Here is a 13,241-nt window from a genome sequence, read left to right on the forward strand (position 1 = left end):
AGCCGCCTAACAGAATCCCCACGTCACAGTCTTGCGAATCTTCAAACGGCCGTCTATAATGCGGCCTCACGCGAACGACCAGTGACACGGAGAGGTGGCAGAGTGGTCGAATGTACCTGACTCGAAATCAGGCGTACGGGTGACCGTACCGTGGGTTCGAATCCCACCCTCTCCGCCAGGATTCAAAAACAAAAGGCTCCCATCGGGAGCCTTTTGTTTTTGTGGCGGAGAGGGTGGGATTCGAAGGGCTGGGCCCAGGCCCAGCCCTCCCGAATCGCCACTTTGCTGTCCGCAACGCGGACAGCCCCGCGCGCCGAGGGCGCGCGATGCCAGCATCTCCAGTGAATCTCTTTACAGCAGCACGTTCACCTTCGCCAAGCCTGGATTCAAAACCCAAAAGCTCCCATCGGCAGTAATAACGTTCAGTTAGCAACGTCGTCCCTGCGAAGGCAGGGAACCAATCTTGCAAGCGCTGTAACGACGTATGCGGTCATTGGGTCCCTGCCTTCGCAGGGACGACGGCTTTTAAGCTAACAAACGCTCAACTGAACGGCATTACTCCAACCGGGAGCCTTCTGTTTTGTGGCGGAGAGGGTGGGATTCGAAGGGCTGGGCCCAGGCCCAGCCCTCCCGAATCGCCACTTTGCTGTCTGCAACGCAGACAGCCCCGCGCGCCGAGGGCGCGCGATGCCTGCACGACCGCACCGCCTATGCACCTTCGCAGTGCTTCAGCGCAGCATGTTCACCTTCGCCAGATCGATCAACTCCCCCGCCCGCCCATCCAGCACCGCTTTCAGCATGAACAGCCCGAACTTGTGCGCCTCCTCCAGCGTCGTCGCCGGCGGCATCACGAGCTCCTGACGCGCACTGACGACATCCACCAGCACCGGCCCCTCATGCGCCAGCGCCGCGCGCACGGCGTCCTCCAGCTGCTGCGGATCCTCGACCCGGATGCCCTTGATGCCGACCGCCTCCGCCATCGCCGCGAAGTTCGGATTGCGCAGGTCGCAGCCCGTGTCGAGGAAGCCGTTGGCCTTCATCTCCAGTTCCACGAAGCCCAGTGTGCCGTTGTTGAGCAGGATGATTTTCACCGGCAGTCCCACCTGCGCCAGCGTCAGGAATTCGCCCATCATCATCGAAAAGCCGCCGTCGCCCGAGAACGAGATCACCTGGCGGCCCGGCTGCGAGGCCTGGGCGCCGATGGCGTGCAGCATCGCATTGGCCATCGAGCCGTGGTTGAACGAGCCGACGATGCGGCGCTTGCCGTTGACCTTCAGGTAGCGTGCCGTCCAGGCGATCGGCGTGCCGACGTCGGCCGTGAAGATCGCATCCTCGCTCGCCAGTTCGCTGACGACGCGGGTGACGGCCTGCGGATGGATCGTGCGCGTGCCGGCGTCGATCGCGGCCAGCTTGTCCAGGTCGGCGCGCGCGGCGCGGTAGTCGTCCAGCGCGCTGGCCAGGAAGCGGCCGTCGGTCTTTGGCGTCAGCTTCGGCAGCAGCGCGGCGAGCGTCGCCTTCACGTCGCCCAGCACGCCCAGTTCCAGCGGGCAGCGGTTCCCGAGCGCTTCCGGACGCACGTCGATCTGCGCGATCTTCGCCCCGTCGGGGAAGAACTGGCGATAGGGGAAGTCGGCGCCCAGCACCAGCAGCGTGTCGCAGCGCTTCATCGCCTTGTAGCCGGATGCGAAGCCCACGAGGCCCGTCATGCCGACGTCGTAGGGATTGTCGTACTCCATGTATTCCTTGCCGCGCAGCGTATGCACGATCGGCGCCTGCAGCGTCTCGGCCAGGCGCATGATCTCGGGGTGCGCGCCTGCCGTGCCGGCGCCGCAGAACAGCGCCACGCGCTCGCCGCCGTTGAGGAGGGCTGCCAGCGCGTCGATGTCGGCCGCGGGCGGCACGATCGTCGGCTGCGCGGGCAGCAGCCAGGCTGGCGGCGTCGCGTCGAGGGCCTGCAGGGCGACGTCACCGGACATGACGACGACGGCCACGCCCTTCCTCGCCACGGCGACGCGCATCGCGCGGTGCAGGATCTGCGGCAGCAGGTCGGCGCTGGACACGAGCTCCACGTAATGGCTGCATTCCTTGAACAAGATCTCCGGATGCGTGGCCTGGAAATAATCGATGCCGATTTCGGTGCTGGGAATGTGGGCGGCGATGGCCAGCACGGGAACGCCGCTGCGCTGGCAGTCGAACAGGCCGTTGATGAGGTGCAGGTTGCCGGGGCCGCAGCTGCCGGCGCAGACGGCCAGCTTGCCGGTCAGGTGCGCTTCGGCGCCGGCCGCGAAGGCCGCGCCTTCTTCGTGCCGCACGTGGATCCAGTCGACGGCGTCCTGGCGCCGCAGCGCGTCCGTGAAGCCGTTCAGCGAATCGCCCACGACGCCGTAGACGCGCTCGACGCCCGCCAGGGCCAGGGTACGTGCCAGGTAGTCTGCCGCAGTCTTGCTCATGGTCCTCTCTCCCGATGACAGCAATGGTGGACGAAGGGCCCGCCGGCGTGGCGAGCCCGCGAGTCCAGTGACGACGAGAATTCTACGGGAGCGGAAGGCCGGCACGCGCGGCCACCCTGCCGAAGGGCAGGTTCGGCGTGGGCGCGTGCCGGTCGGGTCAGCTCAGGTCGCGCAGCTTGCCGCGGGCGACGCCGCCGAGCGTCTGGACGGCGAACACCGCAATGATCAGGGACGCGATGGCCAGGATCAGCGCCGCGATCGCATCCGTCACCGGGTGCCGGGCATGGTCGGCATACTTCAGCGCGGCCACCGCCGTGGCGGCCAGCGGGAAGCTGGCGGCCCACCACGACACGCGGAACGGCGAGCAGTGCGGCAGGTGGCGCAGGCGGCCCAGCAGGATCGGCAGCACGAACAGCATCACCATGTACAGGCCCTCGGCGAAGCCGTCGATCTGGCCGGTGGTCGTCACGTAGGCCGAGAAGCCGACGGCGAACGGGGCCAGCACGATCAGCAGCGACGGTTGCAGCGGCGCCGGCAGCGGGTCTTCCATCGCCAGGCGGATGAGCAGCATGGTCAGCAGGGGCAGGGCGAAGAACAGGCCCACGGCCGTGCCGAACATCATGACGCCGTGCAGGCCGTCCCATTGCAGCAGCGGCACGGCCAGCGGCACGTCGAGCATGCCGACCACGGGCACGATCCACGTCGGGGCGATCTGCGCGCCCGTGTGGCGGACGGTGATCCAGCGGATCACGATGGCCCAGCCGAACACCGTCATCAGCACGGCACCCAGCACCCAGGACAGGCGCGCCAGCTCGAGGCTGACGTCGACCAGCACGAAGGGCAGTAGCAGCAGGCTGATCAGGGGCGTGCCGAACAGGTTGCCGGCGACGGGGTTGGCGAACTCCGCCTTCACGGCCGCGAAGCCGGAGGCCGCCTTGACGGCGTAGGCGATGGCCAGCACGATGAAATCGAGGACGGCGAGGGCGCCGATGGCCTGGCCGATCCAGGCCGGCAGGCCGAAGTGCTGGTGGGCGAGGTGCCAGGCGATCGACAGGCCCGTCAGGCCCATCACGGAGCCGAACATGCCCACCGGCAGGTAGGACAGGGTCGTGGACGGAGCTTGCGCTGGCTTGGGTGCGGGCGTGGGGGCGGCGACGGAATCGGCGGCTTGCATGGTAATCCTCCTGTTATCGGGCGTGGCGTCTCGGTGGCGCCTTGGCGGTATTGTCGATCCGGCCCGGTCCCGTGGACATGCCTGGATGCCGCACTATTTTGCTCGTTCGTCGCAGGGTTGACGCCACCCGGAGGGAGTGGTGGCGGGATGGAGGGTCAGGCGGCCTTGACGGCATGCAGCCAGACGGCGGCGATGCGTTCGACGTTCTCGTAGCCGTCGCAGCCGAGCTGGCCGCCGAAGATGTCCGGGTCCAGTTCCTCGTACTGCCAGCCGCTGCAGCGGCCGTCGAGGTCGGGGCGGATCGCGTCCAGGAAGCGGTCCTGGCCATCGACGATCGCCGATCCCGTGTACAGCAGCAGGCTGCCGCCCGCGTGCAGGCGCTCGAGCGCGCAGCGCACGATGTCGATCGACAGGGCGGCACCGTGTTCGCCGCCGCCGTGGCGGTAGGCAAGTTCGTCCTCGTCGAGGATGTAAGGCGGGTTCGACATGACGAGGTCGACGTGGCCGTCGACGCCGTCGAGCAGGTCGCTGCGGCAGGGGATGACGTTGGCGGCGCCGTTCAGCGCGGCATTGACGTCGACGAGGTTCAGGGCGGCGTCGTTGATGTCGGCGCCGTACACGGTGGCCGTGCGGAACTGCAGCGCCAGTTCGATGGCGCCCGCGCCGCTGCCGGCGCCGATGTCGACGGCGCGCTGCACGGGGCGGCCCAGCCGGCCCAGCGAGCGGCGCATGGCGGCGATGTAGCGGTAGGTATCGGGGCCGAAGAAGACGGCGTCCTCGTCGCTGGTCGGCCAGGCCGAATGGAAGTACAGGCAATCGCCGACGCTGGATGCCCGCACCAGCGAACGCCAGCCCGGCTGGCCGTCCTGGTCGTGCGGCACCAGCACGCCGGCGCGCCGCGCCGCGGCTTCGACCTCGGGCGGCAGCACGCCCGCGCGGAACGGGCGGCTCCAGCCGAACACGCCGCGCACGTCGCTCGCCCAGGCGTTCTCGGGACGGCGGTTGACGCGCCGGTGGGTCGCGGGCGTGATCGTGACGAAACGGTAGCCGGCCTGCCGCAGCGCGTGGCCAAGTTCGACGAGGGCAATGGTGGAGGTTGAGCTGAGCGGCATGATGCCATGATGCACGGTTGCGCTGCCGAGTTCCGTTCGCTGGCGCACACAGGGCGACGTGCGCAGGGTCCGCCACGGCCTTCCATGTATGATTATGTGAAAGTTCGAACAGACCGCCGCGCAGCCGCCAGCAATACTGGGCTCGAGGCGGCAACGGGTTGCCCCTCGTACGTTGAAGGACATGAGCATGAAACCGCTGAACGATTCCCTGAAAGACCGCCTGCAGCGCGAAGTGGAGCGCGAGCGCCACGAACGCCTGATGAACGACGAATGGCGTGCCGGCCTCGCGGTCGACGAGGAGTACCGCATCAAGGATGCGCGGGCGAACGAGGGAGCAGTCAATCTGAGGCGCCAGTCCGGGCGCTGACCAAGAATAATCCGCCGGCGGCCGGACTGCCGCCGGCACGTCGTAGGCGCGCCTGGAGCGCGCCGGGGAGTGTGCATGCGTTGGGAAGGCGATCGTCAGAGCGACAATGTGGAAGACCGCCGCGGTGACGGCGGTGGCGGCGGCGGTGGGTTCGGCTTCGGCGGCGGGACCATCGGTATCGGCACGATCGTCATCGCGCTGCTCGGTTCCTGGTTCTTCGGCGTCTCGCCGACCACCATCCTCAGCCTGCTGTCGGGCGGGGGCGGCAGCCAGCAGGTGCAGCAGGCGCCGTCGCATCCGCCCGCGAGCGACCGCGAGACGCAGTTCGTGCGTACCGTGCTCGGCTACACGGAAGATACCTGGACCAAGATCTTCAAGGCCGGCGGCGCGACCTATTCGCCGCCGACGCTCGTGCTGTACTCGGGCCGCACCGGCACGGGCGGCTGCGGCGTGGGCCAGAGCGCCGTCGGTCCGTTCTATTGCCCGGCCGACCGCAAGGTCTACATCGACCTGACCTTCTTCCGCATGATGCAGCAGCGCTTCAAGGTCGGCGGCGAATTCACCCAGGCCTATGTGATCGCCCACGAGGTCGGCCACCACGTGCAGAACCTGCTGGGCATTTCCGGCAAGGTGGACCGCATGCGCGAGCGCGCGTCCGAAACGGAAGCCAATGCGATGTCCGTGCGCCTGGAACTGCAGGCCGACTGCTTTGCCGGCGTCTGGGCCTACCACACGAACCAGGCCAAGCAGATCATCGAGAGCGGCGACATCGAATCGGCCCTGAACGCTGCCAGCGCCATCGGCGACGACGCGCTGCAGCGCCAGTCGCGTGGCGAGGTCGTGCCCGATTCCTTCACCCACGGCTCCTCGGCCCAGCGCGTGCGCTGGTTCAAGCGCGGCATCGAGACGGGTTCGGTGGAGCAGTGCAATACCTTCGAGGCGCGCCAACTCTGAGCAACTGCCGCCTTACGGAACAGACGGCCGCCCAGTGCGGCCGTTTTACATTTCGGGGGCAATGAATTCTACGTGGAATTAAACGTATTGACGTAAATTTCCATTTAAAAACAATGTGATAGCGTGCGTTCAAAAATACCGCGGGAATGTCCGGTTCGTTACCGTGCACGTATCGCCTTCCTCCCGAATTTGACATATGGTTGAAACAAGAGCTCGCCAGAAATGGCGAACGGACAACCACTCCAGGAGGAATTCATGCTGGCAATGAACTACCGCGGGCCGTACCGCGTCCGCGCCGACCATAAACCCGATCCCGTCATCGAACATCCGGGCGACGCCATCGTGCGCGTGCTGCGGAGCTGCATCTGCGGTTCCGACCTGCACCTGTACCACGGCATGGTGCCCGATACCCGCGTGGGCCATACCTTCGGCCACGAGTTCGTCGGCGTCATCGAGGATGTCGGCTCGGACGTCAAGAACCTCAAGGTCGGCGACCGCGTGCTGGTGCCGTTCAACCTGTTCTGCGGCTCCTGCTTCTTCTGCGAGCGCGAATTGTTCGGCAATTGCCACAACACGAATCCGCAGGCCACGGCCGTGGGCGGCATCTACGGCTACTCGCATACGGCCGGCGGCTACGACGGCGGCCAGGCCGAGTTCGTGCGCGTGCCGATGGCCGACGTGGGCCCGATGGTCATCCCCGACGACATCCACATCGACGACGCCGTGCTGATGACGGATGCGCTGCCCACGGGCTACCAGGCCGCCGAGATGGGCGACATCCAGGAAGGCGACACGGTCGTCGTGTTCGGCGCCGGTCCCGTCGGCATCTTCTGCGCCAAGTCGGCCTGGCTGATGGGGGCTGGGCGCGTGATCGTCGTCGATGAAGTGGAGTACCGCCTGGAGTTCGTCAAGCGCTACGCCCAGTGCGAAGTGCTGAACTTCCGCAGCGTCAACGACATGGCGGAGCACATCAAGAAGATGACGGACGGCCTGGGCGCCGACGTCTGCATCGATTGCGTGGGCGGCGACGCGGCCGGCTCCATCGCCCAGACGCTGACGGGCCGCCTGATGAAGATGCAGGCCGGCGCCTCGACCGTGCTGCACTGGGCCATCAACTCGGTGCGCAAGGGCGGCAACGTGTCCATCGTCGGCGTCTACGGTCCGACCTTCAACGCCGTCCCGATCGGCAATGCGCTGAACAAGGGCCTGACGCTGCGCATGAACCAGGCCAGCGTGCGGCGCCACCTGCCGCGCCTGATCGAGCATATCCGCGCGGGCCGCATCAACCCCAAGGAAATCATCACGCACCGCGTGCCGCTGGAAGAGGTGTCGGACGCCTACCACATCTTCTCGAGCAAGCTCGACGAATGCATCAAGACCGTCCTGATCCCGCCGTCGGCGCGCGAAGTCCAGGCCGTCAAATCCAGCGCGCTGCACTAAGGAGACGACATGGAACACCGCGAACAACGCCCCAACGGCCACGACCACGGTCACGGTCACGATCACGATCACGATCACGATCACGGCCACATCCACCACCATGCGCTGCAGGGCGACTTCCGGGACGTACCCAGGCGCCCCAGCCGCGAGCAGCTGGCCCACATCAACGGCTGGGGCGCGGACCTCGACCGCAAGGACCGGCCTGGCGTGCCGATGGAACGCACGCCGCCCCGTTTCATCCACCAGCACGAAGGCAAGCTGCCGCAGCAGGAAGAAAACGTCGAGGTGCTCGTCTCGAGCGAGCGCTTCGGCCAGATCACGCCGATCTTCGGCACCGCGCAGCCGCCGAAGGGCATCTCGGGTGCGCTGCGTCGCCTCGCCTTCAAGTGGTCCGAGAACGACATGCGCCACTGGCTGCTGCTGCTGGCCGCCGACCGCGTGAACGTCGTCGAAGGCATCGGCGAGGACCTGGCGCACGGCAAGGTGCCGAACGTGCTGGGCGAGATGGGCATCAAGGCGGAGTGGGAGCATAACCGCGCCGGCCTGATCAAGAAGGCGGCCATGGCCGGCGCCGTCGTCGGCCTGGCCGTCTACCTGACGCGCCGCCGCGAGCGCTGATCCGCGCCCGTTTTTCGCAGCCCTGTGGCGGAACCATCCCGCTGCAGGGCTTCTTGCGCTTGAGCAAGTCCTTTTCAAGGAGCTCATCCACACTTCGATGACGCCCATCAACGGGCATCACCGAAGGAGATGAGATGAACAAGCGCATCCTGCTGGCGCCGCTCGGCGCCATTTTCCTCATCGTCGCGCAGCCGGCCGCCGCCGGCCCCGCGACGGTGAGCGCGCCCGTGGCCGCCGACGCGAAGGCGCGTGCGGCGCTGCTGACCCAGCTGGAGTCGCGCCGCGCCGCGCGCGGCATCGATGCGCGGCTGGGCTTCGCGCTGGCGGCGCAGCATCCCGGCACGCAGGGCACCCAGGTCGCGCGCGTCGACTACACGTGGAAAGGCGTGCGCGTGTTCGGCGCCGAGTCCGTCGTCGTGCTGGACGGGGCGGGACGGGTCGTCTCGGAATCGTTGTCGAAGCGTGCCGAGGCACTGGCAGGCAAGGGCCTGGCGGCGCCCGCCACCGACTTCGGCGTGACGCCGGCGATCTCGTCCACGGCCGCCATCGATGCGGCGCTGGCGTCGCTGCGCACCGCGCTGGTGGGCGAACTGCGCCACGTGACGCCGCCGACGGCCGAGCTGATCATCTGGCCCGTGATGCGCACCGAGCGCACCGACGGCGCGCGCGACAAGCCGGAGCAGGAATTGAATGCCGTCGACGTGCAGGAGGTGGTGGAGCGCTACGAACTGGCGTATCTGGTGCGCACGCGCCTGCATGCCGGCGACGACGCGTCGGCGCGGCCCGTGTACCACGATACCGTCGTCAGCGCCCGCGACGGCAGCATCCTCGACCAGTGGAGCATGCTGCAGACCGTGGTCGGCGTGGGCAAGAGCCAGTACAACGGCGAGGTGCCGATCAATACCACGCTGCAGGCGGACGGGAAGTACAAGATGATCGACGACAGCCGCGGCACGGGCGGCACCTTCGGCGCGATGGCGATCACCAACGCCAACCACGGCACGGGCGCCGGCCAGGTCTACGTCAACGACAGCAATACCTGGGGCGACGGCAAGCAGTACGTCAAGGGCGGCTCCACCACGAACGCCAATGGCCAGACGGCGGCCGTGAACGCCATGTGGGGATTGATGAATACCTACGATGCGCTGAAGAACGTGTTCAACTGGCAGTCGCTGGACGGCCACAACACGGCCACCTACATCGCCGCCCACGTCAACACGGCCTATGACAACGCCTACTACAGCGACACCTGCCGCTGCATGTTCATCGGCGACGGCAACCAGTTCAACAGCCTGGGCTCGATCGACGTGATCGGCCACGAGATGGGCCACGGCGTCACGGCGGCGACGTCGAACCTGACCTATTCGGGCGAGTCGGGCGGCCTGAACGAATCCGCGTCGGACATCAACGGCGAAGTGGTGGAAGCCTACGCGCGCGCGGGCGGCAAGGGGGACACGATTCCCGCGTCGGGCAACGACTGGGTGCTGGGCGCCGAGATCAGCAAGACCGGCACGCCGCTGCGCTGGATGACGAAGCCCAGCAAGGATGGCAACAGCCCGGACGCCTGGAGCACCTCGCTCAAGCGCCTCGACGTGCACTACAGCAGCGGCCCGAACAACCGCATGTTCTATTTCCTGGCGCAGGGTTCCGGCATCGACAAGTCGGGCGACGCCTTCAGCAAGTACCTGGTCAAGACCCCGCTGGCAATAACGGGCATCGGCATCGACAAGGCGTACCGCATCTGGTTCGAGGCCAACACGACCAAGTTCACGTCCAGCACCAATTATGCGGAGGCGCGGGTGAAGATGATCGAGTCGGCGGAGGAGTTGTACGGCAAGGGCAGCCGCGAGGCGATCGCCGTGCAGCGGGCCTATGCGGCCATCAACGTCGGGGCCGACGTCGACGAGGTCAAGTCGGACGTATCAAGCCAATGAGGGGAAGGTGGGCACGCTGTGCCCACCTGGCACCGGGTTTACTGAGCGGAGCGCGTCGCCAGCGTCACGCGGCACATGCGGGCCGCATGCAGGCCCATCCAGGCGGCATTGGTCCAGAAGAACACGTAGGGCAGGGCAACGACGGCCATGCCTGCCTTCCGCAGGCAGAACGACAGCAGGATCGTCAACGCGCCGCAGAACGAGGCGACAGCAAACGTGATGCCATGCCGCGCGGCCGTCTCCGACGTGCCGGCTGCGAAGCCGATCAACAGGGCGACGGCCAGGCAGGTGGCGATGTCGGAAGCAGAAGCGATGCCCGTGAAGCTGTGGTAAAGGCGGGCCAGGGCGAGCACCGTGATCAGGTAGCCACCGAGGAAGACGACAAGTTGGCGTAATTTCATTGAACGAACTGGCAAGAGAAGACATTGTGCGCTCAACGTGCGCACGACGAGGAAGCTGCCAGTATACATTCACTTAGGAAATTTTGCCGGGAATCAGTATCCTAATCCCCGGCTGATTGTTGCTTTGATGCATGAATACGTCGCGGTCATGCCGTCGTGTCATTGATCATGCGCGAGCGCATCAGCGCCCAATCCATTTCCCGCGCCATTTGGTTGAGACTGCGTGCCGTCACCTTGGGCAGGGCCGTTTCCTGCACCACTGCCGGTACGGGGCCCCTTGGGCGGGACGAAGTTCGAATAGATGACCTGTCCCTTGACGGCCCGGGTGATTTCATCGAGGCGCGTTTGCGCCAGCGTCAATCCCTCTCCCTCCTCGCTGAGCTTCAGTCCAGCGATATCCTGTTGCGTTTGCGCGCTGCCGGAATCGTAGACCGTCGCGATCACCTCGCCGTTGACGATGACCTGGCCGAAAATCTTGCTGGTCTGTTGTTGCGCCTGCTGGGCCGCTGCACGCTGCTGCATCTGCTGATCGTGCCGCGCAAGTTCCTGGACTTGCTCGGCCGTGGCGGCCATGACGAAGCCAGGTTTCTGCTTCGCCATCTCCGACACGTTCATGACAGTGCCCTGGACGCGGTATGCGCTGCTTGCATTGATCGTGGCCATATTGCTCAGCTCCCGGATGAGAATCACCGATAGATCGTCTGGTCGGCCTTTGAAACGCCGTACGGCGCAAGGCCGACCGCCAGTTGAATCCTTGCGAGTCAGAAATATTCTATTTTTAAATATTTCTAAACGTCAACTAGCAGGATTGCCTGGTGTGACAATTCGATGAGGAAGCCCAAAAGGGAACAGCGAGCATGCGACCCGATATCGCGCGAAGCAGCGTTATTCCGCCATGAGCGGATACGGATTGATGGGCGTACCTTTCCACCATTGCTTTTCCGGCGTCAGCTCGAACACGGCGAAGTGCAGGTGCGGTGTGTCCGGCGCCGCGTTGCCCGTGGTGCCCACGTAGCCGATCAGGTCGCCGCGCTTGAGCGTCGCGCCTTCCTGCAAGCCGTCGGCATAGCGGTCCAGGTGTGCGTAATAGTAGGCGTACTTCTCGGTCGGATCGAACTGGTAGACGGTCAGGCCGCCCGGCTTGCTGGTGAACAGCTTGGCGACCTTGCCGTCCGCCGTGGCGAAGACTTTCGTGCCCTTCGGCGCGAGGATGTCCAGCGCCTCGTGGTGGCGTTCGTTGCCGCGCGGCTGGTCGTAGGTGTCGGTCAGCTGCTTGAAGGCGATGCCCTCGACGGGCACCATCAGCTTGCCCGGCGCGGCGGCCGGTACCGCGGTCGCGGACGGCGTCAGGGCATCCATGCTGGCCGGGCGCAGCGGCAGGTCCAGTTCCGTCAGGTCGGGCGTGACCTTCGGCGCCGGCGGCAGCTGGGCTTCCAGGTTGGGGCCGGGCGGCGCGGGCAGGGCGCCGGTGGCGACCTGGGCCGTCGCGGCGTCGTCTTGCGGCATCTGGCGCAGCCACGCGAACAGGCCGCCGGCGCCGACCAGCACGCCGAGCAGGAAAGTCATCAGCCATTTCATCGTCGTCTCCTCTTGTTTGGGTGATCAATGATGGCCGGCCAGCGCCGGCCCGGATCGCAAGCGTTAGTCCTGCAGCACCACCTCGGTGCCGGCCTGCACCAGTCCCGCGACTTCCGCCGCGCTCCAGTTGGTCAGGCGGATGCAACCGTGCGACTCCGTCTTGCCGATCGTCGACGGCACCGGGCTGCCGTGGATGCCGTAGTGCGGCTTGGACAGGTCGATCCAGACGACGCCGACGGGGTTGTTGGGGCCGGCGGCGACGGTGGCCTTCTTGTCGCCCGGCTGGGCATCCCAGAACAGCTTGGGGTTGTAGTGGTAGGTCGGGTTGCGGTGCACGCCCTCGATCTTCCACTGGCCGATCGGCAGCGGATCGTGCTCGCTGCCCGTCGAGACGGGGTACTGGGCCAGCGTGGCGCCGGCGGCATCCTGCAGCCACAGCACGCGCGCATCCTTGGACACGACGACGCGCGCGGCGGGCGCCAGCGGGGCCGTGCCGACCACGTTGGGCACCAGGATCTGCGTGCCCAGCTGGCCCAGCGGCTTGCCCGGATTGAGCTTTTCCAGCAGCGCCGGGCTGGCGTGGAATTTTTCGCCGAGTCCCTCGACGGGCGTCGCGTAGCCGAGCGTGGTCAGCTTGGCCTTCTCCATCATGTCGTTCGGGATCGGCTGGAACGGGCCGGCGACGTCGCCGTCGGCCAGCGTATAGGTCAGCAGCGTGGGCGCCGTGTCCGCGTTCAGGGCGTTCCAGGTGACGTCGTCGAGCTTGCCGGTGACGGGCAGGTTGCGCGCCTTCTGGAAGCCGGACAGCGCCTGGCGCATGTTCGAGCCGTAGGCGCCGTCGATCTCGCCGGGCGAGAAATGGGCGCGGTCCAGCAATACCTGGGCGCGCAGCAGGCGCTCGAACTCGGCGGCCTGCGCTTGCGCGGCCACGGGATCCTGCGCCTGGTTCGCGGCCGGTTGCGGTGCCTGGGGCTGCTGGAGTTGTGGGGTCTGCTGCGCCTGCGGCGCGGCGGCTTGCGCCTGGTGGGCCTGGGCCGGCACGACGGCCAGGGCGCCCAGCAGGGCGGCGAGTAGGGGGATGCTGTGCTGTTTCATGGGCTTCCTATTGCTTGCTTCCATGAGCCCAGATTAATTATCTGCAAATACAGGGTCTGTGCGCGAACGAACCCATGCAGCCGGCATGGCTGGCGCCGGCCGGCATGCAACGGCGGCA

The 13,241-nt window shown here is 66.6% G+C and carries 12 protein-coding genes and 1 tRNA gene; 6 read left to right on the forward strand and 7 right to left on the reverse strand.

The genetic code is table 11. From position 1 onward, the window contains the following. Positions 1 to 88 precede the first annotated feature (88 nt). Positions 89 to 178 (forward strand) — tRNA-Ser (locus tag ACI1V7_RS13980). 550 nt (positions 179 to 728) lie between these two features. On the opposite strand, the gene poxB is transcribed toward ACI1V7_RS13980, so the two are convergent. From poxB to ACI1V7_RS13995, 3 genes are all read right to left on the reverse strand, one after another. Further along, positions 729 to 2,450 (reverse strand): ubiquinone-dependent pyruvate dehydrogenase, encoded by a 1,722-nt coding sequence (gene poxB / locus ACI1V7_RS13985; protein WP_404532356.1) that lies wholly within the window; start codon positions 2,448 to 2,450, stop codon positions 729 to 731. Between the two features lie 157 nt (positions 2,451 to 2,607). Beyond that, positions 2,608 to 3,624, reverse strand: coding sequence for an SLAC1 anion channel family protein (locus ACI1V7_RS13990; RefSeq protein WP_404532357.1), 1,017 nt, complete (start codon positions 3,622 to 3,624; stop codon positions 2,608 to 2,610). A gap of 155 nt (positions 3,625 to 3,779) precedes the next feature. Then, entirely contained in the window at positions 3,780 to 4,736 is a 957-nt protein-coding gene (locus ACI1V7_RS13995; RefSeq protein WP_404532358.1) for a methyltransferase, read from the reverse strand. Between the two features lie 187 nt (positions 4,737 to 4,923). Between ACI1V7_RS13995 and ACI1V7_RS14000 the strand changes: the two genes are divergently transcribed. The 5 genes from ACI1V7_RS14000 to ACI1V7_RS14020 all read left to right on the forward strand — a co-directional run bounded on the left by ACI1V7_RS14000 (position 4,924) and on the right by ACI1V7_RS14020 (position 10,049). Beyond that, positions 4,924 to 5,103: a hypothetical protein gene (locus ACI1V7_RS14000; RefSeq protein ID WP_404532359.1), complete on the forward strand. Its 180-nt coding sequence runs from the start codon at positions 4,924 to 4,926 to the stop codon at positions 5,101 to 5,103. 75 nt (positions 5,104 to 5,178) lie between these two features. Next, a complete protein-coding gene (gene ypfJ / locus ACI1V7_RS14005) occupies positions 5,179 to 6,057 on the forward strand; it encodes a KPN_02809 family neutral zinc metallopeptidase (RefSeq protein ID WP_404532360.1) in 879 nt (292 codons plus the stop codon). Between the two features lie 255 nt (positions 6,058 to 6,312). Then, positions 6,313 to 7,497, forward strand: a complete 1,185-nt coding sequence (locus ACI1V7_RS14010; protein WP_404532361.1) for a zinc-dependent alcohol dehydrogenase — start codon at positions 6,313 to 6,315, stop codon at positions 7,495 to 7,497. A gap of 9 nt (positions 7,498 to 7,506) precedes the next feature. Then, entirely contained in the window at positions 7,507 to 8,115 is a 609-nt protein-coding gene (locus tag ACI1V7_RS14015; RefSeq protein ID WP_404532362.1) for a hypothetical protein, read from the forward strand. 134 nt (positions 8,116 to 8,249) lie between these two features. Continuing rightward, a complete protein-coding gene (locus ACI1V7_RS14020; RefSeq protein ID WP_404532363.1) occupies positions 8,250 to 10,049 on the forward strand; it encodes a M4 family metallopeptidase in 1,800 nt (599 codons plus the stop codon). Between the two features lie 38 nt (positions 10,050 to 10,087). Here ACI1V7_RS14020 and ACI1V7_RS14025 read toward each other — a convergent pair whose 3' ends face one another. The 4 genes from ACI1V7_RS14025 to ACI1V7_RS14040 all read right to left on the reverse strand — a co-directional run bounded on the left by ACI1V7_RS14025 (position 10,088) and on the right by ACI1V7_RS14040 (position 13,123). Next, positions 10,088 to 10,450, reverse strand: a complete 363-nt coding sequence (locus tag ACI1V7_RS14025; protein ID WP_404532364.1) for a hypothetical protein — start codon at positions 10,448 to 10,450, stop codon at positions 10,088 to 10,090. Between the two features lie 159 nt (positions 10,451 to 10,609). Next, positions 10,610 to 11,113, reverse strand: a complete 504-nt coding sequence (locus ACI1V7_RS14030; protein ID WP_404532365.1) for a hypothetical protein — start codon at positions 11,111 to 11,113, stop codon at positions 10,610 to 10,612. 222 nt (positions 11,114 to 11,335) lie between these two features. Further along, on the reverse strand, positions 11,336 to 12,028 hold the full coding sequence (locus tag ACI1V7_RS14035; RefSeq protein ID WP_404532366.1) for a M23 family metallopeptidase: 693 nt from the start codon (positions 12,026 to 12,028) through the stop codon (positions 11,336 to 11,338). Between the two features lie 63 nt (positions 12,029 to 12,091). After that, positions 12,092 to 13,123: a L,D-transpeptidase family protein gene (locus ACI1V7_RS14040; protein ID WP_404532367.1), complete on the reverse strand. Its 1,032-nt coding sequence runs from the start codon at positions 13,121 to 13,123 to the stop codon at positions 12,092 to 12,094. Between the last annotated feature and the right edge of the window lie 118 nt (positions 13,124 to 13,241).

The organism is Massilia paldalensis (genome assembly GCF_044901715.1).
Taxonomy (GTDB): Bacteria; Pseudomonadota; Gammaproteobacteria; order Burkholderiales; family Burkholderiaceae_D; genus Telluria; species Telluria paldalensis.